Here is a 21719-nt window from a genome sequence, read left to right on the forward strand (position 1 = left end):
AGCGCACGAATATTTAAATTGTAGTTGTCTATTTATTTTTTTAATGTAGTTTCGAACAGCTTATAAATTCTTTTGTATTCGTCTGTCCAGCTTGACGGTTCTGTAAAGCCGTGGTCTTCTACGGGGTAAACTGCCAGCTCCCAGTTATTTTTGCCAAGTTCAATAAACCGTTGAGAAAGTCTCACGATATCCTGAAAATGCACGTTAACATCAACCATACCATGGCACATCAGCAGATTCCCCTTTAATTTATCTGCAAAATAAATAGGAGAACTTCGTTTGTACGCGATCGGATCAGTGGCCGGTTCGTTTAAGATATTTGACGTGTAGCCATGATTGTAATGCGCCCAGTCTGTTACTGAACGCAATGCTGCTCCACTTGTAAATGTTTCCGATGCATTAAAAAGGGCCATCAGGGTCATAAATCCGCCATATGAGCCGCCATAAATGCCGACATTTTTTGGGTTTACCTGATATTTCTCTACCAGCATTTTTACGCCGTCCACATGGTCACTCAGGTCTTTCCCGCCCATATGACGGTAGATACCGGTCCGGTGATCACGGCCATAGCCCGAACTGCCGGTATAATCAACATCAAGTACTGTGTAACCCTGGTCGGCCAGGAAATTATGGAACATATATTCACGAAAATACTGGCTCCACCAGAAATGCACATTCTGCAGGTACCCGGCGCCATGAACAAATACAACCGCCGGCTTATTTGGATGGGGATTCTTGGCAGGGTAAACCCGGGCATAAACCGTTGCGCCATGACGGTTCCTGAAACTTACCATGTCAGGCTCTCGCCATGGGTAAGCGTCAAACGCTGCAGTTGTCGATTTCGTAACCTGAACGGCTTTAGCCCCGGCCTTATTAGGCTGCACATACAGCTCCCAGGGCTTGTTCATATATGAATAGTTGATGGCAAGCCATTTTTCATCAGGAGAAAGGGTCACTTCATTCGCCCCCTTCATCGAAGTAATTTTCACCGGCTTTCCGCCCGCTGCAGGCATGCTGTAAAAATGAGTAATGCCCGGATGTTCCATGTTAGCCTTGAAATAAAATGTCTGCTTGTCTTTAGAAAGCAGAACAGACTGCACCTCCCAGTTTCCATTGGTAAGCTGGCTGGTTTTTCCGCTTGACAGGTTTGCAACATACAAATGTGAAAATCCGGTCTTCTCGCTTTGGAACCAGAAGCGGTCTGAATCAATCCACCCTGTATTGACGCCGAATGCACCAATGCCGGGCCCACCGATCCACGCCTCATCCCGCTGACGGTCAACTAAACTCAGGTTCCCGGTAGCAGCATCCAGTTTCAGGATCCACCGGTCTTTATTATCTGCAGAGTAAGCAATCACAACAGCACGGCTACCGTCAGCATTCCAGTACGGACCGGTGCAAAACACCTCACGGTCTTTGTTTTCCTTCTTTTTGTTGGCGGCCTCTTTCGGATAGTCCTTCAGGTAATCGGGCAGGTCTTTAATGCCCGGAATGGTGCTGGTTTTGATCTGATAAACCGTATTACGATCTGTGTCGTACACAAAATTTTCATACCCTGCCTGGCGTTCTCCAACCTTCGTTCGCCCCGGAATGGGCTCTGTAAATCCGCTCGCAGTGACATAATTCGGTACAATGGTCGGTTTGTTCCCTGCAGCTGGCTGCATCAGCCGGTAGGCTATATACTTGCCTGAAGGACTGATGGACAATCCGCTGATGGCGCGGTCTCCGGTATAAATATCTTTAAGCGGCTTGCTTGCTGACTGAGTGCCGCGGCGCGAACGTGTTTGCTGTTCTTTTTTATCTTTAAGCACCTCAAAGAGCGCCTTCTGATCCTGCCTGAGCCACTCTTCCTGTTCGTTAACTGCTTTTGCAGAACTTTTTCCCGGACCGTGTCCGGCAATGAAGTTACTTAGCTGCCTCAACTCTCCTCCCTGCAGGCTCATACTGTAGTAGTTTGCGCCACGCTGAAAGGCAATCCGGCCGTCAGTAAGAAATGAGGCATTTTCCTCGCGTTCATTGGTACGGGTTAGCTGCGATTCTTTTCCTGACTTGAAATCAAAGAGATAAAGGTCGCCGCCTTTTTCGGTAATGCCAAGTGACCTGGTCGTGTTGTAAACGTATGACGAACCGATCGATTTCTCGTCTTCCTTCTCTGCGGCACGAACGGCTTTTAAGCCTGAAACTGTTGTTTTGAATAATTCGGCTTTTGGCTTCTGCTCAGGGTTCCAGTCGAAAAACAGGGTTTTGCTATCCTGAGACCAACGGTATCCGGCCGGGGCCACGCCCATCCATTTCGGATCCTGCATGATCTTCTCGACAGTAAGTGCCGGCTGTTGCTGTGCGTGCAGCGTCATGCTGCCGGCAACAAGGAGTAAGCTAAAAATATGCTTCATAACGTTCATTTGCCTGCTAAAATAGGCAAACGAAAACGTAATGACATGTCCGCTCAGATTCTGATCAAAATGTTACGCTTATCGCAGAACGTTCCCGTTTTTATCTACCCGCACGTCGAAGGGTTTTGGTGTAAGGAAGTCATAAAGCAGTACGGCAAATTCACGGCGGGTGGCTATCTTTTCTGCATCAAATTTACCGGGAAAACGGTAAACACTGCTCCACCTTTTTTCGGCCTCCGCCCTTGCGGTTTGGGGCGATTTATTTCCCACATACGAAGCCATGTTAATTACCTTTTCAATGGTCATAGGCCCTTCGGGGAAGTCATCGAACCAAATCTGCGCTTTGTAATAAAAGTCCTTCATGGGTTGCCTGATCTCCTGATACGTAATTTCCCGATCGGGCTGAAACTCCAGGGCCGGACCATTTTTAATGCCTTTAACAATGCCGGGTAAACCAATCTGCTGAATGGCACGCCAGTTGGGATCTGATGCCGCAATATCTGCGAATGGAACCAACGCCAGCTTGAAGGCCATCAATTCACCCTGAATTTTTTTGAGATCAGACTGACTTGTTTTGAGATCGAAAAATGCCGCGTAGGCAGCCACCGCTCCCGCAGCCTGCCCCAACACGAAACCAGCACCCGGTGCATTGGCAAACACCAGATTTTCCTGACTCTCCTGATACAGATTGTAAAGCGGATAGAATGTATTCCCGGCCGCTCCGGCTCCAGCAGACGTTCGATATCTGTTGTCTTCATAACCAAATGCAAGCGCCTGCGGCGTCATATTGCTGAAGCCTTTTACCTGGCTCATGTCTGCAGCGCCGGCGAGAACGAGAACCCGGGCCTTAAGCGTTTTTCCGTCGCTTGTTTTTACAGACCAGCCTCTGCCTGCACGCTCTATTTTTAATGCCTTTACATCTCTGAGCACGGTGAGATCTTTGATGCTGTCTGCCCATTTCTTTAATACGGCTCCCGCGACCGCCGGCTCTGTGTATACATTCTTCAAGTCGGCGCCCGGTCTGGCCTTGCTCAGAAGCGCGGTCAGTTCAGCCAGAATTCCGCTTTGCAGACTTTCGCTCACCGGAGATAGCTGGAAGTCTTCCTGCTGAAGCAGGATGGTGCTTAGGACACCCGATTTTGCCGCCTGAAGACCTGCCGCCCATGCGGCATTTCCGTTACCGATAACAAGAACACCGGGCGGCCTTTTCGGCTCCGGCAACTTTTTTGCTGCTTTCTTATTTTTTGTATCTGCTGCTTTCTCCTGCGCCGAAACTGTATCCGCTATGCCTGTGAAACATAGCGCAGCTATAAAAAACAATAGTCTCTTCATGTTGTATGATTAACGTTGCCGAACACCCATAAGCGACAAATATCCGTATATACGGATATAACCCATGCAAGATGGCAAATGATTTAACGAAATTTAACGAACCAGCTCAGCACCAGCATGTCTGAACAGATCAAACAGGTTTTTGAAAAGCAGCAACTGCACAGGAAAACCATGAAAGCCCGTACCGTTTCCGACCGGCTTGATATGTTGAAAAAGCTTCGTGGAGCGATACATATCAGGGAAGAACTTCTTTTCGAAGCGCTGCAGGCGGATTTGCGTAAAAGCCGCTTTGAAGCGGCGCTAACTGAAATCTATTTTGTTTACGCAGAGATAGACCACGCGCTGAAGAACCTGGAGACCTGGGCAGAGCCGCAAAAGACCGCAGGCACGGCGGCAAACGTGCTTGCAAAAAGTTATATCAGGTATGAAGCAAAAGGCACTGTCCTGTTGCTCTCTCCATGGAACTACCCTTTTCAGCTTGCTGCCGGCCCGCTGGTATCGGCAATCGCCGCGGGCAACACGGTCATCATGAAACCCTCAGAACTGAGCAGTTTTACGAGCGGCGTGCTTCGCGAACTGATTAATACCACATTCAGCCAGGACGAGGTATGGTGCGTAGAGGGTGACGCAGAGGTAGCGAAAGCCTTGCTGGAATTGCCCTTTGACCATATCTTTTTTACCGGCAGTACAGACGTTGGAAGGAAGGTCATGGCGGCAGCCTCAAAACACCTGGCAACGGTAACGCTTGAGCTGGGCGGAAAATCACCATGTATTGTGTCCCGCTCTGCGGAGGTAAAACGGGCGGCGAAAAAAATAGCATGGGGAAAACTGATCAACAGCGGTCAGACCTGCATTGCACCCGATCACGTCTATGTGCATGAATCACTCGTCAACTCATTCATTGAGCATTATAAAAAAGCGGCGAAAGCAATGTTTTTTCTTGATGAAACCCGCATAAACGCCGGCAGTTACCCAAAAATGATCAGCCGGAAACATTTCGACCGCCAACAGGAACTCTTAGATGATGCCCTCGAGAAGGGCGCTACCCTGGCATGGGGCGGCGAAAGCCATGCAGGGTCAATGACGTTCTTTCCGGCCTTGCTGCAGAATGTATCTGGCGGCAGCCGCATGATGCAGGAAGAAATCTTCGGACCGCTGTTACCCGTTATTTCTTTCACTGACCTGGATGAAGTGGTCCGGGACATCAACGGCCGCCCGACCCCGCTGGCCCTCTATATCTTTAGCCGCGAAAGGAGCGATACCGAATACCTCCTTGCCGGCTGCAGTTCGGGCGGAGCCTGCATCAATGATGTGCTAGTTCATATTTCGAACCCGGCGCTGCCTTTCGGAGGGGCTGGTTTCAGTGGTATGGGAAGCAGCCACGGGATTTTTGGTTTCAGGGCTTTTTCTCATGAGCGCGCTGTTATGTACCAGGCTGCTGTTGATTTTAATCATCTTGCTTATCCCCCTTATACCCGCAAATCGGGACTGTTGAAATGGCTCAGGAAAATCATGTAACCTGAGCCACTGTTGTCCGGGGAAAGTTTTGGGAAAGCCTATAGTGCTTTGGTTTCCAAAAGATGTGAGGCTGTGGTATCGGACCGCTCACCGCCGCGGGGCTCCTTCCGAAACCGCAAGCCAAATTGTTTCTGCTGCGAATTGTGCGGTGAGGAATCTCACCTTTGCTTGTTATAAAGTATTTTCATCAAGGTGACGGCAATGCCCAGCACCAGGGAGATTCCTCCGCATTACACTGCGTTTGGCATGAAGTCAGGGCTGTATATCTCTTCTTGCATAAAAGTATCAAAAGTCCGACGGCGGCTATCGAACCGCTCACCGCCACGGGGGCTCCTTCTTTTTGGCGAAAAAGAAGCAAAACGCTCCGGCTGTGTATCTCTTCTTGCATAAAAGCATCAAAAGTCCAACGGCGGCGGGAAAAGGCCCGGATTACCCCTGCACCATTATGTTCCGGGCTGGTTCCCCTCCTTGGTTCTTCCCAACCTCCTTAAGACAGTGCAAGACTTTTAATACTTTTCTGCGGCGAGAAGATACAAGGCCGGTTCGCACCTATCAGTGGCAGTAATCAGGCTAAACCCTCATCAAAACCACTGCCTGTACGTAAAACCCACAGACATAGAATACAGGGGGGCTTGATTTAGCAAACTCAGGCAAATGATGCTTTGATAATGTTCAAAAGGATCCAGTTTTGTTCTGCGCGTTTCCCGGATAACAATGATTCCTGAGTTGTGGTTCGATCATTTTTCTCTTTAATCCCATTGAGGGGTTTTGCGCCGTGGTCTTTCATCCTGGTTCTTTTTTCTTTGGTCTCGTGAGGGGGTTAGCCGCCCAGACTTACAACTTAATACCTATAACTTAAAACCCACTGATTCATGGTTCCTGGTTCGGCTAGCAGACAGAGCGAAGCGGGCGATCCTGTCCCGAAGCAGTCGGGAAAGGATCTGACTCGGGATCACAAATCAGATTCTTCGCTACGCTCTGAATGACACCCGATGGGGATGACGGCGTGGGGGGACGTTGGTGGGGCTTGGCAAATTGAGGGGTTAGGCGCCCAGGTCCTGACTCATGATTCATGGTTCGTGGCTCAACTAGCGGCCATTGAGGGGCATGGTCTTGGTTCATGATTCGTTGCTCCTTATTCCCAATGAGTTCCCCTCCTTGGTCCTTCCCAACCTCTTTAAAACAGTGCAAGACTTTTGATACCTTTCTGCGGCGAGAAGATACATGGCCGGTCCGCACCTATCAATGGCAGTAATCAGGCAAAACCGTCATCAAAAACCACCGCCTGTGCGTAAAACCCACATACATAGAATACAGGGTGGCTTGATTCAGAAAACTCAGGCAAATACTGCTCTGAGACTCTTCAGAAGGTCTTATTTCATTCAGCCTATTTTCCCCGCAAAACAATGTAACTTGAGCCATGACAAATCCCGACCCCCTCAAATACCCGATTGGCCTTCATGTGTTTGATCAAAATGCAGGCGATCAGGAGATTAAACATTGGATAGCGGAGATCGAAGTGCTGCCCCGACAGTTGTTTGCTGCCGCATCTGCCTTAAGTGAAGACGAACTCGAAACGTCATACCGGCCTGGCGGATGGACTGTCAGACAAGTCATTCATCATTTGCCCGATAGCCATCTCAATGCGTATACCCGGTTCAAACTTGCTGTTACAGAAAATTGCCCAACGATAAGACCATATAATGAAGCACGATGGGCTGAAACCCTGGAGGCACGGCATGGCGATATCTCCATATCGCTTACCCTGCTGCAGGCTCTTCACGCCCGTTGGGTGGCTTTTCTGAATACATTGCATCTGGAGACATTTGAGCGTGAGCTGTTTCACCCCGAAAGTCAGCGCAAATTCACTTTGAAAGAAATGCTTAGCAATTATGCCTGGCATGGAAGACACCACCTTGCACACATCGCACTGGCAATAGATAAGAAGCAGGGCTAATGCCGATCTTTTTCTGCGCCGATCCGCACTGACGTCATGGTGAGCGATCCGCCGACCGCCTGATCGTTAAAGAAAGACACCGGCTCTTCAGCAGTCTTCAGGCCCAGGGTGTAGATTAGCGGAAGGTAATGCTCTGGAGTTGGTATGGCGAGTTTTGCCGCTTCACCGAGCTGTTTGTAATTGATCAGGGCATTATGGTCTCCGTCTGAGATTAAGCGCTTGAAGGTTTCATTGATCTCAACCGCCCAGTCATACCCACCGCCATTTATCATTTCCCAGCTTAACATGCGCAGATTGTGAACCATGTTGCCGCTGCCCAAAACAAGGACACCCTTTCTACGCAGCGCTGCTATTTCGGCTGCCAGCTCATAATGCCACACAGCTGGTTTTGTATAGTCAATACTAAGTTGCAGCACCGGGATGTTAGCATCGGGATACAGATGCCTGACAACAGTCCAGGCGCCATGGTCAAGGCCCCAGTCATGATCCATGCCCACCTCGGTTTTTGTAATCAGCGCGCGCGTTTCTGTCGCCAGCTGCGGATTTCCGGGAGCCGGGTACCGCACGTCGAACAGCGCCTGCGGAAAACCGCCAAAGTCATGAATGGTCGGCGGCATGTCCATGGTGGTAATATGCGTTCCGCGGGTATACCAATGCGCAGAAATAACCAACACAGCAGTCGGAACAGGCAGCTCAGCCGCCTGTTGGCTCCATGACCGGCTGAATACATTAGGTTCAATACCGTTCATCGGCGAACCATGCCCGATAAAAAGCACCGGCATTTTACCGGTTTCCGGTTGTCCCGATACGAATTGCCTGAATTGCCTAAGCCCTGTCACGGTTATGCGGTGCATGGATAATGGTTCCGGTACAGGATGCGCCGAGGCATCCTGCCCGCCGGCCCCACTGAAAATTATTTTGCCGGAGCAAATTCCAGGTTCAACCGGATGGTTACATCTTTAGAAACGCCCATACCTGTCGGATCATATTTAATATTGTAATCAAGCCTGTTAATCGTTGTGACTGCGCTGAAACCGGCTTTTTCACCCCCACGCTGATCTTTGGCCTTTCCGCCGAATACCACATCAAACTTCACATCTTTAGTTACGTCTTTAATGGTCAGCTTACCTGCGAGCTCATAGTTGTTGCCGCTGCGTTTTTTAAATGAAGTACTTTGAAACGTCATTGCAGGATATTTCTCTGCTGAAAAGAAGTCGTCGCTTTTCAGGTGTTTGTCGCGGGGTTCGACACTCGTGTTGATGCTGTTCACATCTACTGTAAAAGAAACTTTTGCATCTGTGAAATCGGCATTTGCCGCAGTGATACTGCCGTCAAACTTCCTGAAAGAGCCATCTACAAACGAGATACCCATGTGTTTAACCGAAAAGTTTACAAAAGAGTGCATCGGATCTACCGTCCACTTTGTTTGTGCAAATGCACCGAAACTGATAATCAGCGCAAGTAAAATTAAGCCAATTTTTTTCATTTGAATTGATATTAAAAAGCCGGTCCGACATGGGACCGGCTCTGCTGCAAATGTACAGCGACCTGTTTGCGGCTGTCTTGATCTATGATAAGAAATGGACGCAAAGGCCCGCAGGCTATTGCCCGGCGGCTAAAATTTCGGTGATTGAGCCACAGGCAAACATTTCGCTGCCATAGTACGGGTTTTCAACAGCCGGCTTTTCATTGAGCCAGCTATTTTTCGCCATCGGGCAGTGCTGCAGATAAATATCCCGGCTATTTCCGCCTGCTTTAGCAACATCAATCATCGCTTTGCTCAATTCGCCAAACAACTGGCGCTGTTTTTTCAGATCTTTTGTATTGGCAATGGCTTTTGCGCCGCTATTTATAACCTTTGCATGTTTATTCCACCTGGCGCGCTGCTGTTCGCTGAAGGCCCGCATGTCTGGCGCTTCGGTTATTTTCGCCAACCCCGCAGCTTTTGCTGCGGCAGATTGCGCATTGTCATGCGCCAGCGCATTCTTCACTTCAAAATAAGCTGCCAAAACCTGATCCTGCAGGCCAGGAGCGTTAGCTTTGGAGAAAAATGGCAGAAACACCAGCAGGACGATATATACTTTTATTGTTTTCATATTATACTTTTTGCCATTCAGGCGATTGATCATTTGATGATATTAAAAATGTTATACTCTACGCGGGCAAGAAACATGTTCCTGAGGTAGCGGTTGTCTATATTACCCGCTGCCTGGAACCGGTAACCTACGTCAATGCGAAGCTGACTGTTGAGAATAAGCTGCACCGCAGGGGCTATATCAACATAACTGTTGCCGGTTCCGGGGTTAGTTTTGCCCAGAATCTCCGCATACACATTCAGGTTCGGCTGTTTGTAATTCCGGTAGGTTACCGGAAAAAGCAGGTAACCTGCAGACAAGCTGTAGTTTAACATGCCCTCAGGCAGCGGCATAGCCGGCCGTATCTTCTGCTCGCTTTCAAATACCCGGGAATATCCGACATTGGCAGACAGGGCGAGCTTGTGCAGCAGCTGGGTGCCAACCAGCCCGAACTGATAACCGCTGTTGTCGCCCTCCAGGTTGATATCTTCACTATGGTATGGCCGTTTGCTCGAGCTGACCCGCCCGAAAGCCGCCATACGGAAATGTTTCCGCAAACCATCAATACTGAGAAAACGGTATTTCAGGTAAAGGCTGGTTCCTTCAAAACCAAACGGACCTTCCATGTCTGAAAGGAATGCCTGCGCATGAACCATGAAGTTACGGTTTATGCCAAGCATAATCTCGGGAACAAGCCGGTTGCCATACCCCTTGTTGTCCATACTTTCATAGGTAAGCCTGAACCCGGCAGATTTGGCCGCCATGTTGCTTGCCGGCTCAGTATAGACATACAACTCCTGCCCCCGTGCCAGCACGGAACAGGCAAGCAGCGCCACAAGGGCGCATGCCTGATTAAGCCACCTCACAGCTAAATGCTCAGGTGATAGACGCGAACCTTTTTCCCGTTTACGGTTGCTGTGCCCGATGCATAAGATCCACCGTCAATCTTTTTGAGGTTTTGCTTAAACGTAGGCTCAGAGACAAAGCCCCTGTCAATAACTGCAGCCCGGACTTTACCATTCAGCGTGGTATTGCGCGCCTTACTAAAACGAAAAGCGGTGCCCTTAGATGATGCGAAACCGCTTTCATCTACCTGGAGATTATTAAAAGCAAAATCGGCTTCGAGTTTACCAACCGAAAAGCCTGCGTCTTTTACCTTTTTTCTGATCTGATCAAGGTTTACAGGTTTGTCTTTTTTGAAAGTGAGCACAAATACATTGTTATTCAGATCAGGAGACACCGTTACGATAAAGTCGAGCGTACGCAAAGACTTTTCGGTTGCCTGAGAACACATCGAGCATGTTAAACCTGTAACCTGCAGGCTCGCAGCGGTAATTTGTTGGGCGTTGGCAGTAAGGGATGCCAATAGAAAGAGGAGCGTCGAAAGAATATGAATTTTTAAGAATTTCATTTTTTCAGTATTTTAAAATAGGAAATAGCCATTGCGAAGGCAACGACGTTCATTAACCGGGTAATAGAACCGGGATCCTAATTCCTGAAAATCTGAAAAAGCACGTTAAGCGATAGCCTGGACGTCAAAGGCGGAGCCTTATTCTCTGACCATGAGCGAATCTCGCTGTCTGCATGGGTTGCAAAATCGGCAAATGCCGGAATATAGAAAAGGTCAAGTCCGAAAAGCTGCGGCATTTTTACCGAAAAACCGGCCTCATGCGAATCCTTCACCTTGGCCTCAACCTTTGCCGTCTTGCAGCAATTGTCCGTTTTCTTTTCGGCTTTTTTACACATTTTGCAGCCCTCGGCGGAGGCAAAGAGTTTCACCTCTGAGAGTTTGCCGCTACAAAAATGAAGGCCCGCAGCAAAGCCCAGTACACTGACTACATACAATGCAACAAGGAAGAGGGCTTTTCTCTGATTGGACTTCATTGTTTCAAAGTTACGAATATTTCACGGCAAAGAAAAGTGACCGAACTGTTTTCGCTTTTTTAAGCTAATTTAGCAGGATAGAAATACTACATGCGCCGATTATTTTTTCTGCTGCTGGTGCTTTGCCAGCTTACCGCTTTCGCCGCCAGGCCAAAACATCAGTACATCAGAATCGAAACGTCAAAAGGGAGCTGCATCGTCATGCTCTATAACCAGACCCCCCTGCACCGCGACAACATGGTCAAACTGGCCAAATCCGGCTTTTACAACGGGACATTGTTTCACCGGGTAATTAAAGATTTTATGATACAGGGCGGTGATCCTGATTCTAAGCTCGCAAAACCAGACTCTTTGCTCGGTGAAGGCGACATCGGCTATCGCATCCCGGCAGAGTTCAGGGACAGTCTTTTTCATAAAAAGGGGGTTCTTGCCGCTGCGCGTGATAACAATCCGGCAAAGGAATCGAGCGGATGCCAGTTCTACATTGTTCAGGGCAAACGGTTTACTGATGAGCAGCTGGATAAACTGGAACAAACCCGGTTGAAATTTCAGATTCCCGCGTATCAGCGCGAAGTATACAAAACACTGGGCGGTACGCCCCACCTGGACCGGAATTATACCGCCTTTGGAGAAGTAGTGGAAGGGCTAGGCATGGTCGACAGCATCGCGGCAAGCGAAACGAACAAAAGTGACAGACCCAAAGCGGACATCGCCATGAAGGTCAGCCTGCTGAAAAAACGCGAAGCGCGCCGGCTTGAGAAAAAACTGCTGGCTTCAGGACTAACTCTTATCTGATCACCTGAATGAAAATTATCTCTTATAACGTTAACGGTATTCGCTCGGCCACTTCTAAAAACTTTCTTGGCTGGCTTCAGGCTACAAATGCCGATATGGTATGCCTGCAGGAAGTGAAGGCCCTGCCCGAACAACTTGCCGAAATCCTTGAGCTGATCAGCCAGATGGGCTATCACCATTACTGGCATCCGGCAGAGAAAAAGGGTTATAGCGGTGTTGCCATTCTTACAAAAATAAAACCCAACCATGTGGAGGTTGGCTGCGGGGAAGAATGGATAGACCGCGAGGGAAGAATTTTGCGCGCGGACTTCGACGATTTTTCGCTGATGAGCCTCTATATGCCTTCGGGCAGCAGCGGTGATGAGCGGCAAACCAAGAAATATGAATTTATGCGTTTCTTTGAAGGTTACGTTGCCGGCCTGCGTGAACAAATTCCCAACCTGATCATCTCTGGCGACTACAACATCTGCCATACGGCGATGGATATCCACAACCCGAAATCGAACGCCAACTCGTCAGGTTTTTTGCCCGAAGAACGGGCCTGGATGCAGCTTTTTCTTGACAACGGTTTCATAGATACCTTCAGGCATTTCAACAAAGATCCGCATCATTATACCTGGTGGAGTTTCAGGGCCAATTCGCGCGCGAAAAACCTGGGCTGGCGTATCGATTATCATCTTGCCACTGCGCCTTTGTTAAACCGGCTGAAAAGTGTCAGAATTCTGCCCGACGCAGTACATTCAGACCATTGCCCGGTATTGCTTGAACTGGTGTAGTAAAATAAACCCGGGCCGCCGGTTTCAGCCTGCGGCAACAGTGCGGGAAAGTGAAATCAGAAAGTGATAAGACCCTGCGGCGTCAGGCAGGCATCAAGGCAGACATCAAGCTCGTGAACATCACTTATTGCCTCTACCGGGGCAAACAGGCTGATGCCAACCTTACGGCAATTGCGGCCCGTTAAAAAGCGGTCATAGAAGCCTTTGCCATACCCGACACGGTAACCTCGGCGGTCTACAGCAAGCAGCGGAACAAAGACCAGGTCAATCTCCCCGTCATGCAGCGCCCCCTGGTCGGGCTCAAGAATATCGTACAGGTTTTTTTTCAGATCGCCCGTTCCCAGGTATTCGTGATGGGTCATCAGCGCGGTTGTAAAGTCTGCTTTCGGAACAAGTATGCGTATCTCACTATGCTCGTGCTGCAGCCATTCAATAAGCCGGAATGTATCTGGCTCGCGCTTTGATTCAATCGGCAGAAAAATATGAACGGTCCGTACGCCGGTAAAATCGTATGTGGTAAATTCAGCAAGCAGTGCGCCGTTCAGCTGCTTAAACTCAGCTTTGCTAAGCTCCTTTCGCCTGGTCATTGCCGATTGCCTGAGCGCTTTTTTTGTTAACTCCATACCGAAAATAAAGCAAAAGTTGTTACAAAAAGAAATGGCTCCGGGAACCACTCCGAAGCCATAATCAACCTAAACCTAAACTAAACTATGAAAATTTTTATTTGACGCGCTCAATGTAGTCTCCCGTGCGGGTGTCTACCCTGACCTTGTCGCCCTGGTTAATGAACATCGGTACTTTGATCTCCACACCAGTCTCTACAGTTGCGTATTTCAGCGCGTTCGTAGAAGTATCGCCTTTTACAGCAGGCTCTGTATATGTTATCTCCAACTCAACGTGAGAAGGGGTTTGCGCCATAATCGGCTCTTCACTTTCAAATGCAATGATCACGTTCATTCCTTCTTTCAGGAATCTGACCGGATCTCCAAACAGTTTTTTAGGGATATTGAACTGCTCGTAAGTATTGTTATCCATTACAACCAAAAACTCGCCATCTTCGTAGAGATATTGATAATCATTGGTTTCTACCCGGCAGATCTCGACCTCTTCATCCGTACGAAAACGGTACTCAACAAGTTTACTTGTTTTTACGTTCCGCATTCTGGCCTGGTAAAAAGCACGTAGATTTCCGGGCGTACGGTGAATAAATTCTTCCACCTGTACAAGTTCTCCGTTAAAGCGAAGAATGTTACCGTTTTTGATGTCTGATGCTTTTGCCATTTTTGGTTAGAATTTGAACCTTATGTTCGGCTCATTTTCGTGCCGCAAAGGTATAAACATTTTTAAATTTACAAAAATATTTTTTAATATTTAAAATATTCCCCTTTTCGTACCTTTAAAACGGGTTTTTCAAAGGTATAACTGAATTATTTATAATCGGTAATCTGAATGTAATGCTTACAAAATGCATACTCATGATCCTGGTTTGAGCATACAATCACCGTTTTCTGCATAGAATACATGTCGATTAATTTTTCGTACCACGCTATTCCCTGAAGGTCAAGGTTTGATGTAGGCTCGTCAAGCAACAGGACAGGCGTGTTTGCACAACAGGCCAGGGCCAACCGGGTTCGCTGTTTCATGCCTGACGAAAAATACTTGATGGCTTTGTTGCGTGATTTCTCCATGTCCAGCAGCGCAATAATTTGCTGACGATCCATTCCCGGCGCTAACGGCTTAAAGCGAAAATGAAAATCAATCATTTCCGTCAGACTGAATTCCTCAACAAGATCAAGATAAGGCGCGGCAAAACTCAGCTGTTTATAGACAGATTCGACGGGTATCGAAACCTGATCATCCCTGTACGATACGGTTCCTTCAGACGGGCTAAGATGACCGGAAATCATGCTAAGGAGCGTAGACTTGCCAGAACCGTTGGGTCCGAGCACAGCATAACGTTCGCCGGGAAGAAGATCTGCGGTTATGCCCCGGAAGATCCATTCCCGGTTAAACCTTCTCCCTGCATTATCCAGGCTTATTGTCATAGGAAATGTTTGATGCCTTAGCTGCCCATTCCGAAGCCCTTCATGACCCCGCGGTTTGAGTTGCGGATAAAATCTACAATCTCATCACGGATCTCGGTGGGTTTGAATTCGGCCTCGATCATATCGAGTGCCTTGGTTACGTTATTGTTCTTTACAAAGAGCACGCGGTATATTTCCTGGATCTCGTTGATCTTTTCTGGCGAAAAGCCCCTGCGCCTTAAGCCTACTGAGTTGATACCGGCATAAGAAAGCGGCTCGCGTGCTGCCTTTACATAGGGCGGAACGTCTTTACGCACCAGGGAACCACCGGTTACAAACGCATGTGAGCCTACTTTTACAAACTGATGTATCGCTACAAGCCCCGCCAGCACCACATAATCGCCGATGGTGATATGACCGGCAAGCGTTGTGCTGTTTGAAAATATACAGTAATTACCTACTTCACAATCGTGTGCAATGTGAGAATAGGCCTGGATCAGGCAATTGCTGCCGATAGTGGTCTTCCATTTGTCTTTTGTACCGCGGTTAACGGTTACGCATTCGCGGATAGTTGTATTGTCGCCAATTTCTGCGGTGGTAACTTCACCGTTGAACTTCAGATCCTGCGGAACCCCGGAAATAACAGCGCCCGGAAAAATGCGGCAGTTCTTACCGATACGGGCACCATCCATGATGGTTACGTTTGAACCGATCCAGGTACCCTCGCCGATCTCTACATCTTTGTGAATGGTTACAAAGGGCTCGATTACGACATTGTCTGCAATTTTTGCCTGCGGATGAATATATGCTAGGGGCTGTATCATGAATTTGCTGTTTCGCTGTTTTTAACCTTACTGATCTGGGCCATCATTTCGGCCTCGACCACCACTTTATCGCCAACCATGCCCACACCCTTCATCTGGGCAATACCCCTCCTGATTGGCTCCATAAGGTCGCAACGGAAGACGATAGAATCGCCCGGAAGTACCTGGGCACGGAAGCGCACATTATCAATCTTCAAAAAGTAGGTCAGGTAATTTTGAGGATCGTCTACCGTGCTTAATACGAGAATTCCACCAACCTGCGCCATGGCTTCGATCTGTACAACGCCCGGCAGGACCGGCGCACCCGGAAAATGACCGCGGAAAAAATCTTCGTTCATCGTCACATTCTTTACGCCTACCACATACGTTTTGGTAAGCTCAAGAATCTTATCTACAAAAAGGAAGGGCTGCCGGTGCGGCAGAATGTTCATGATCTGAACGGTATCAAGCAAAGGCTTAGCCGTGGGATCGTACACCCGCTGAACCTTTTTATTTTTCTCTTTTTTTATCGCTGCTTTAATTTTTTTGGCAAATGCAACGTTAGCGGCATGCCCCGGGCGGGCAGCCATAATATGTCCTTTCAGATGCATACCTACAAGGGCAAGGTCGCCGATCATATCCAGCAGCTTGTGCCTGGCAGGTTCATTCTGGTACCGCAGATCCATATTATTTAATATGCCCTGCGGGGCCACAGCAATATCCTCCCGGTTAAACAGGCGTGCCAGGTGATTTAATTCCTCCGTGGTTACCTCTTTATCAACGATAACAATGGCATTATTCAGGTCACCGCCTTTGATCAGATTGTTTTGCAGCTGATACTCCAGCTCGTGCAGGAAACAGAATGTACGGCAGGAAGCGATCTCCTTTTTAAACTCCGCAATGCTGCTGATACCTGCGTGCTGGCTGCCCAGAACCGGAGAATTGTAGTCGATCATGCAGGTAAACCTGTAATCATCAAGGGGCATAGCCACAATCTCAACCTTACGGTCTGCCTCAGTATATGTAATGTTATGCGGAATCTGAAAATATTCGCGGTCGGCGTCCTGAACCTGGCTTTCGGCAGACTCAAGCGCTTCAATAAAGAGGATCGCACTACCATCCATGATCGGCGCTTCCGGACCGTCGAGCTTCATAAGCACGTTGTCAAGGTCCATACCGATCAATGAAGCCATTACATGCTCCACAGTGCTGATGCTTGCGCCATTCTGACTGATGGTTGTACCCCTGGAGGTATCGGTCACATTATCTGCATCGGCATCAACAACAGGCTGCCCTTCCAGGTCAATGCGTTGAAATTTAAAGCCATGATTTTCGGGGGCAGGGCAAAATGTCAGGGTAACATTGGCACCCGTATGAAGACCCACGCCGGATACGGATACTTCCCGCTTGATGGTTTTTTGTTTAACGTTCATTCTTGTGTTGTTATTTGTCAGCGCCAGGCAAAAGGCTGCTGATCCTGGCTTCAAGCACGCCAAGCTGCTTTTCAATATCCGGCAGACGCCTGAAAATGACCGATGCTTTCATCCAGTCTCTAAGCGGCTGCGCCGGCGAACCGTGCCATTGTTTATTTTCTTCGGTAATGTTTGAATTGACTCCCGCCTTCGCGCCTATCTGCGTCCCCCTGGCAAGATTCAGGTGACCGGCTATACCGACCTGACCGCCGATTACGCTGTTCGCACCGATCTTTGTACTGCCTGAAATGCCAGACTGAGCGGCGACAACGGTATTGGCGCCTATCTCGGCATTGTGCGCAATTTGAATCAGGTTGTCCAGTTTAACTCCCGACCGGATAATCGTAGACCCCATCGTAGCCCGGTCTATGGTTGTGTTTGCACCAATCTCGACATCGTCTTCTATGACCACATTGCCAATCTGTGCGATCTTATGATAAGTCCCGTCGGGCTGCGGAGCAAACCCAAACCCATCGCTGCCGATCACAGCATTGGCATGCACCACAACCTGGCGGCCGATTTTACATTGGTGGTATATCTTTACACCCGGATAGATAAGGCAATCTTCCCCGATTTCGGTTCCGGCGCCTATATAGACCTGTGTGTGGATCCTTGAGTTATCTGCAATCGTTACGTTTTCACCGATGTATGAAAAGGCACCGATAAAGACATTGTTCCCGATTTTTGCTGATGGATGAATAAAACAGGGCTCTTCAATACCAGCCTTTAATTCCTGTTTTATAGCCTCGTTGTATTTCTCAAGCAACAACGAAAAAGCACTGTAGGGATTATCTACGCGGATAAGCGTTGGTTTGACTGGCTGATCGGCTGAAAAATCGCGCGAAACGATAACAACAGAGGCGTTGGTACTGTATAGAAAATTTTCGTATTTCGGATTAGATAAAAAGCAGAGCGAACCTGGCTTCCCTTCTTCTATTTTCGATAATTCAGCCACTTCAACATCCGGATCACCCTCTATGGTTCCGTTAAGAAACCCACTTATCTGTTTGGCCGTAAATTGCATTTTACAAAGTTAAATGTTAAATTGATATGAACAAATAAACACGCCGCTTGCCGCTGCAATAAGCGATTTTTAAGGTAATCCGCCGCATTTCGTTCGTTTCCCAGACACATACATCCCCTGCGGGCCAGCACATCCGGAAACGCCTTTAACCGCACAAACGATACTTCATTTGCTGATTCCCGGATATGTCGTATATCCCGCTTTTGCACCTGCGCCGTGAAAGTACAATGATAAGAGACTAAACGGGATAAAAAATCTAATATTTTGTTAAAAAACCTTAAATACCACGAGGATAACAGAGAATATGTTTGGTTACGGTGCGATCAAGCGATTCCAGATTAGAAAGGTCAGAGGCTTTAGCAATATCAATCACTTCGTTATTCTTCATCAGTATGTTTACATTCTCTATAGTGGCGTTATAGGCCCGGTTTTCGACGGTATTGGTATAAACGAAATAGCCGGCGTCAGCCTCACTTGTCCTGAAAACCGATGCCGTGCGTTGCTGCAGGTCTTCTACCCTGCCGGGTGATGGCGCACTGCCTGTAATTTCTACCTTAAAGAGCTCACGCCTGGTAAGCATTCTGCATAGCGCGCTCAAAACCGGGTCGGCATGCGATGCCCAGACCTTGATCGCGGCATGAATATCCTGATCATCAAGCTGAACGAACTGGTCCAGGTGCTCTGGCGACTCAAAAAATGCAGTCTTACCGATCTGCTGATCAAGAAAATGGGCCAGGGCAGGTGAGGCAAAAAGACTGGTTCCGCCGGAGGCGAGCTCCTTAGCTCTTCTTAACGTATTGATAAGCATCTGCTCTCCCGCGATGACCGTTTTGTGCAGGTAAACCTGCCAGTACATCAGCCTGCGGGCGATAAGAAACTTCTCGATCGAGTAGATGCCTTTTTCTTCGATAACAAGACCATCGTCAACAACATTGAACATTTTTATGATGCGGTCAAAGCTGATCACCCCTTCACTTACACCTGTAAAAAAGCTGTCTCGGTTCAGGTAGTCCATCCGGTCGAGATCGAGCTGCCCGGAAATGAGCTGATGGAGAAACCTCTTATCGTATCGCCCGGTAAAGATCTCGATCGCCATGTCAAGCTGGCCGCCGAATGTTTCATTAAGCTGTTTCATCAGACACATTGATACCTGCTCGTGGTGAACACCCTGAACCAGCGTATGCTCAAGTGCATGCGAAAACGGACCATGACCAATATCATGGAGCAAAATTGCGATACATGCCGCTTCTTCCTCGGCCGGGCTTATGGAGTGCCCCTTTCCGCGCAGCACCTCAACAGCCAGACCCATCAGGTGCATGGCACCCAGGGCATGGTGAAAACGCGTATGCAAGGCACCCGGGTAAACCAGGTGGGTCATGCCCAGTTGCTTGATATACCGCAGCCGCTGAAAGTATGGATGCGAAATCAGGTCGTAAACCAGCACTGATGGAATGCTGATAAATCCGTAAACCGGGTCGTTGATGATCTTCTTTTTATTCAAGGTATGCTGTCAGATTATACGGTACAAAAATTGCTATTTTTACCCAAACAGCGAACCAGACTTCCACCGCAGGACGTCAAGTTTACACTTTACAGATATAACATGCAGGAAACTAAAATATTATGGGCTGATGATGAAATCAACCTGTTAAAACCACATATTCTTCTTCTGAACGATAAAGGCTACCAGGTCACTACTTTTACAAACGGTAATGATGCACTGGATGGGTTCGGCAAAGAGCACTTCGACCTTGTTTTCCTGGATGAAAATATGCCCGGCATGAGCGGACTGGAAACATTGTCTGCAATTAAAAATATCTCGCCGGATGTCCCGGTGGTCCTGATTACAAAAAGCGAAGAAGAAAACCTGATGGAAGATGCCATCGGCTCAAAAATAGATGACTACCTGATTAAACCTGTAAACCCTAAACAGGTACTCCTGACCATTAAAAAACTTATAGATAACAAACGTCTTGTCAGCGAGAAAACCTCGATGGCCTACCAGCAGGATTTCAGGCGGCTTGGCATGACGCTAAACGACCGCCTTAATTATGAGGAATGGGTTGAAGTATACAAAAAAATCATATTCTGGGAACTTGAGCTTGAAAAGCTCGACGATCCGCAGATGCATGAGATCCTGACACTTCAGAAGTCAGAGGCCAACATGCAGTTCTCAAAATTTATTGAAGACAACTACATGGATTGGGTGAACGGCAACGGCGGTGCACCCATGCTTTCGCACGAGTTGCTAAAGAAAAAGGTCTTCCCGCTCATAAACAGCACAACGCCGGTTTTCTTCATCCTGATCGACAACCTCAGGTACGACCAGTGGCGTATCATCAATCCGCTTATTACCGAATACTTCAGGATTGATGAAGAAGACATGTACACCAGCATTCTGCCAACCGCAACGCAGTATGCACGGAACGCTATCTTTTCAGGCCTGTTACCGCTTGAGATGGAGAAACGTCATCCCAACCTCTGGCTGAACGATGATGATGAAGGCGGAAAAAACATGCACGAAGAAGCATTTCTGGCCGAACAAATCAAAAGAAGCCTGCGCAAAGACTGCAAATTCAGCTACCACAAAATCCTGACCTACGATGACGGAAAGGCGCTGGTTGAGCAAAGCGCAAACCTGATGCAGAATGAATTTAATGCCATTGTGTTTAACTTTGTAGATATGCTGTCGCATGCCCGGACCGACATGCAGATGATACGGGAACTGGCCAATGATGATGCGGCTTACCGCTCGTTGACGCTGTCCTGGTTTGAGCACTCGCCATTGCTTGAGCTGCTTAAAAAATTAGCGCAGAAAAATGTAAAGGTGGTGCTTACGACAGATCATGGCACAATCAGGGTAAAAAAACCAAGCAAGGTAATCGGCGACCGCAGCACCAATACCAACCTGCGTTATAAACAGGGCCGGAACCTGAGTTATAATGATAAAGAGGTTTTTGCCATCAAAAGCCCCAATGATGCACACCTGCCAAAGATTAACATCAGCTCGAGTTACATTTTTGCAAAAGAAGACAGTTACTTTGTGTATCCGAACAACTACAACCAGTTTGTAAATTATTACAACGAAACTTTCCAGCATGGAGGCATTTCACTCGAAGAGATGATCATTCCGATTGTTACCTACTCGCCAAGATAGGTCAAAGCGTTATCTTTGTGCAGCTAAGAAAAACGCAATGACTATCGAAATCGAAGCACCTGAGGCGCTTGACCAGGCCGCCGCGGCCCTGTACAATTTTGCGGGCAATGAAAAGATATTTGTTTTTAATGGTGAAATGGGCGCCGGAAAGACAACTTTTATCAAGTCATTTTGTCGCCTTTTGGGTGTAACCGGTGTTGTGTCAAGCCCTACCTTTTCAATCGTCAATGTTTATAACGGATCTGCAGGTTCGGTCTATCATTTCGATTTCTATCGCCTGAAGCGTATCGAAGAAGCTTATGACCTCGGCTATGAAGAATATTTCTACAGCGGCGATGTCTGTCTGATTGAGTGGCCGGAGAAAATAGCCGGACTGGTACCTGAAAATCATGTTCAGATCGATATCGAGCTAACAGGTAACACCTCGCGGCGGTTCAATTTTCAAAAATTTAACGCATAACCGGCGTATCGGTTTATTTTTCGTAACTTCAAAGACCTAAAAACGACCA

20 protein-coding genes and 1 pseudogene are annotated in these 21719 nt (G+C 48.0%); 6 read left to right on the top strand and 15 right to left on the bottom strand.

Translation table 11 applies throughout. The annotated features are described in order from the left end of the window. Nucleotides 1-32 precede the first annotated feature (32 nt). The gene (locus EJV45_RS15360) at nt 33-2393 is read right to left on the bottom strand and encodes a prolyl oligopeptidase family serine peptidase (RefSeq protein WP_129716947.1); all 2361 of its coding nucleotides are present in this window, start codon (nt 2391-2393) and stop codon (nt 33-35) included. 78 nt (nt 2394-2471) lie between these two features. Next, nucleotides 2472-3725, bottom strand: a complete 1254-nt coding sequence (locus tag EJV45_RS15365) for a hypothetical protein (protein ID WP_129716949.1) — start codon at nt 3723-3725, stop codon at nt 2472-2474. A gap of 117 nt (nt 3726-3842) precedes the next feature. Here EJV45_RS15365 and EJV45_RS15370 point away from each other — a divergent pair, with 117 nt between their 5' ends. Both EJV45_RS15370 and EJV45_RS15375 read left to right on the top strand, forming a co-directional pair. Next, nucleotides 3843-5243 carry an aldehyde dehydrogenase family protein gene (locus EJV45_RS15370; RefSeq protein ID WP_129716951.1) on the top strand — a complete coding sequence of 467 codons (1401 nt, stop codon included), beginning with the start codon at nt 3843-3845 and terminating at the stop codon, nt 5241-5243. 1420 nt (nt 5244-6663) lie between these two features. Continuing rightward, nucleotides 6664-7200 carry a YfiT family bacillithiol transferase gene (locus EJV45_RS15375; RefSeq protein WP_129716953.1) on the top strand — a complete coding sequence of 179 codons (537 nt, stop codon included), beginning with the start codon at nt 6664-6666 and terminating at the stop codon, nt 7198-7200. On the opposite strand, the gene ygiD is transcribed toward EJV45_RS15375, so the two are convergent. From ygiD to EJV45_RS15405, 6 genes are all read right to left on the bottom strand, one after another. Continuing rightward, nucleotides 7197-8054: a 4,5-DOPA dioxygenase extradiol gene (ygiD, locus tag EJV45_RS15380; RefSeq protein ID WP_129716955.1), complete on the bottom strand. Its 858-nt coding sequence runs from the start codon at nt 8052-8054 to the stop codon at nt 7197-7199. The two genes, EJV45_RS15375 and ygiD, sit on opposite strands and share 4 nt — an antisense overlap. Before the next feature lie 59 nt (nt 8055-8113). After that, nucleotides 8114-8686 carry a YceI family protein gene (locus EJV45_RS15385; protein WP_129716957.1) on the bottom strand — a complete coding sequence of 191 codons (573 nt, stop codon included), beginning with the start codon at nt 8684-8686 and terminating at the stop codon, nt 8114-8116. A 115-nt stretch (nt 8687-8801) separates the two neighbouring features. Further along, complete coding sequence (locus EJV45_RS15390; protein ID WP_165305068.1) at nt 8802-9296, bottom strand: DUF3347 domain-containing protein; 495 nt, start codon at nt 9294-9296, stop codon at nt 8802-8804. A 29-nt stretch (nt 9297-9325) separates the two neighbouring features. Then, nucleotides 9326-10141 (bottom strand): hypothetical protein, encoded by an 816-nt coding sequence (locus tag EJV45_RS15395; RefSeq protein WP_129716961.1) that lies wholly within the window; start codon nt 10139-10141, stop codon nt 9326-9328. A 2-nt stretch (nt 10142-10143) separates the two neighbouring features. Then, on the bottom strand, nt 10144-10686 hold the full coding sequence (locus EJV45_RS15400; protein WP_129716963.1) for a heavy-metal-associated domain-containing protein: 543 nt from the start codon (nt 10684-10686) through the stop codon (nt 10144-10146). Between the two features lie 77 nt (nt 10687-10763). Next, complete coding sequence (locus tag EJV45_RS15405) at nt 10764-11159, bottom strand: hypothetical protein (RefSeq protein WP_129716965.1); 396 nt, start codon at nt 11157-11159, stop codon at nt 10764-10766. A gap of 90 nt (nt 11160-11249) precedes the next feature. On the opposite strand from EJV45_RS15405, the gene EJV45_RS15410 reads away from it, so the two are divergent. Together EJV45_RS15410 and EJV45_RS15415 are read left to right on the top strand one after the other, a co-directional pair. Continuing rightward, entirely contained in the window at nt 11250-11954 is a 705-nt protein-coding gene (locus EJV45_RS15410) for a peptidylprolyl isomerase (RefSeq protein WP_129716967.1), read from the top strand. A gap of 8 nt (nt 11955-11962) precedes the next feature. Beyond that, a complete protein-coding gene (locus EJV45_RS15415; protein ID WP_129716969.1) occupies nt 11963-12730 on the top strand; it encodes an exodeoxyribonuclease III in 768 nt (255 codons plus the stop codon). A gap of 56 nt (nt 12731-12786) precedes the next feature. Here the strand turns inward: EJV45_RS15415 and EJV45_RS15420 are convergent, their stop codons facing one another. The 7 genes and pseudogenes from EJV45_RS15420 to EJV45_RS15450 form a co-directional block, all read right to left on the bottom strand. Next, on the bottom strand, nt 12787-13353 hold the full coding sequence (locus EJV45_RS15420; RefSeq protein ID WP_129716971.1) for a 5-formyltetrahydrofolate cyclo-ligase: 567 nt from the start codon (nt 13351-13353) through the stop codon (nt 12787-12789). A 97-nt stretch (nt 13354-13450) separates the two neighbouring features. Further along, a complete protein-coding gene (gene efp, locus EJV45_RS15425) occupies nt 13451-14011 on the bottom strand; it encodes an elongation factor P (RefSeq protein ID WP_129716973.1) in 561 nt (186 codons plus the stop codon). Between the two features lie 146 nt (nt 14012-14157). Beyond that, nucleotides 14158-14697, bottom strand: a pseudogene (locus tag EJV45_RS15430) (ATP-binding cassette domain-containing protein); the annotation flags it as partial. Nucleotides 14698-14792: 95 nt separating this feature from the next. Further along, entirely contained in the window at nt 14793-15578 is a 786-nt protein-coding gene (gene lpxA / locus EJV45_RS15435) for an acyl-ACP--UDP-N-acetylglucosamine O-acyltransferase (RefSeq protein WP_129716977.1), read from the bottom strand. After that, on the bottom strand, nt 15575-16990 hold the full coding sequence (locus EJV45_RS15440) for a bifunctional UDP-3-O-[3-hydroxymyristoyl] N-acetylglucosamine deacetylase/3-hydroxyacyl-ACP dehydratase (RefSeq protein ID WP_129716979.1): 1416 nt from the start codon (nt 16988-16990) through the stop codon (nt 15575-15577). Before EJV45_RS15440 ends, lpxA begins: the two co-directional genes overlap by 4 nt. Nucleotides 16991-17000: 10 nt before the next feature. Then, a complete protein-coding gene (gene lpxD, locus EJV45_RS15445) occupies nt 17001-18053 on the bottom strand; it encodes a UDP-3-O-(3-hydroxymyristoyl)glucosamine N-acyltransferase (protein WP_129716981.1) in 1053 nt (350 codons plus the stop codon). Between the two features lie 277 nt (nt 18054-18330). After that, on the bottom strand, nt 18331-19554 hold the full coding sequence (locus EJV45_RS15450) for an HD domain-containing protein (protein WP_129716983.1): 1224 nt from the start codon (nt 19552-19554) through the stop codon (nt 18331-18333). Between the two features lie 102 nt (nt 19555-19656). Here EJV45_RS15450 and EJV45_RS15455 point away from each other — a divergent pair, with 102 nt between their 5' ends. Together EJV45_RS15455 and tsaE are read left to right on the top strand one after the other, a co-directional pair. Then, nucleotides 19657-21210: a bifunctional response regulator/alkaline phosphatase family protein gene (locus EJV45_RS15455; RefSeq protein WP_129716984.1), complete on the top strand. Its 1554-nt coding sequence runs from the start codon at nt 19657-19659 to the stop codon at nt 21208-21210. Between the two features lie 37 nt (nt 21211-21247). Continuing rightward, the gene (tsaE, locus tag EJV45_RS15460) at nt 21248-21670 is read left to right on the top strand and encodes a tRNA (adenosine(37)-N6)-threonylcarbamoyltransferase complex ATPase subunit type 1 TsaE (RefSeq protein WP_129716987.1); all 423 of its coding nucleotides are present in this window, start codon (nt 21248-21250) and stop codon (nt 21668-21670) included. Nucleotides 21671-21719 lie beyond the last annotated feature (49 nt).

Origin of the sequence: Pedobacter sp. SYP-B3415 (assembly GCF_004138205.1) — a bacterium.
Classification (GTDB): Bacteria; Bacteroidota; Bacteroidia; order Sphingobacteriales; family Sphingobacteriaceae; genus Pedobacter.

Coding starts and splice junctions, on each gene's coding strand:
- EJV45_RS15400 (WP_129716963.1), bottom strand. CDS start 10,686: ATGAAATTCTTAAAAATTCATATTCTTTCGACGCTCCTCTTTCTATTG.
- lpxD (WP_129716981.1), bottom strand. CDS start 18,053: ATGCAATTTACGGCCAAACAGATAAGTGGGTTTCTTAACGGAACCATA.
- EJV45_RS15415 (WP_129716969.1), top strand. CDS start 11,963: ATGAAAATTATCTCTTATAACGTTAACGGTATTCGCTCGGCCACTTCT.
- EJV45_RS15385 (WP_129716957.1), bottom strand. CDS start 8,686: ATGAAAAAAATTGGCTTAATTTTACTTGCGCTGATTATCAGTTTCGGT.
- lpxA (WP_129716977.1), bottom strand. CDS start 15,578: ATGATACAGCCCCTAGCATATATTCATCCGCAGGCAAAAATTGCAGAC.
- EJV45_RS15360 (WP_129716947.1), bottom strand. CDS start 2,393: ATGAAGCATATTTTTAGCTTACTCCTTGTTGCCGGCAGCATGACGCTG.
- EJV45_RS15390 (WP_165305068.1), bottom strand. CDS start 9,296: ATGAAAACAATAAAAGTATATATCGTCCTGCTGGTGTTTCTGCCATTT.
- EJV45_RS15420 (WP_129716971.1), bottom strand. CDS start 13,353: ATGGAGTTAACAAAAAAAGCGCTCAGGCAATCGGCAATGACCAGGCGA.
- EJV45_RS15455 (WP_129716984.1), top strand. CDS start 19,657: ATGCAGGAAACTAAAATATTATGGGCTGATGATGAAATCAACCTGTTA.
- ygiD (WP_129716955.1), bottom strand. CDS start 8,054: ATGCACCGCATAACCGTGACAGGGCTTAGGCAATTCAGGCAATTCGTA.
- EJV45_RS15370 (WP_129716951.1), top strand. CDS start 3,843: ATGTCTGAACAGATCAAACAGGTTTTTGAAAAGCAGCAACTGCACAGG.
- efp (WP_129716973.1), bottom strand. CDS start 14,011: ATGGCAAAAGCATCAGACATCAAAAACGGTAACATTCTTCGCTTTAAC.
- EJV45_RS15410 (WP_129716967.1), top strand. CDS start 11,250: ATGCGCCGATTATTTTTTCTGCTGCTGGTGCTTTGCCAGCTTACCGCT.
- EJV45_RS15440 (WP_129716979.1), bottom strand. CDS start 16,990: ATGAACGTTAAACAAAAAACCATCAAGCGGGAAGTATCCGTATCCGGC.
- tsaE (WP_129716987.1), top strand. CDS start 21,248: ATGACTATCGAAATCGAAGCACCTGAGGCGCTTGACCAGGCCGCCGCG.
- EJV45_RS15365 (WP_129716949.1), bottom strand. CDS start 3,725: ATGAAGAGACTATTGTTTTTTATAGCTGCGCTATGTTTCACAGGCATA.
- EJV45_RS15375 (WP_129716953.1), top strand. CDS start 6,664: ATGACAAATCCCGACCCCCTCAAATACCCGATTGGCCTTCATGTGTTT.
- EJV45_RS15405 (WP_129716965.1), bottom strand. CDS start 11,159: ATGAAGTCCAATCAGAGAAAAGCCCTCTTCCTTGTTGCATTGTATGTA.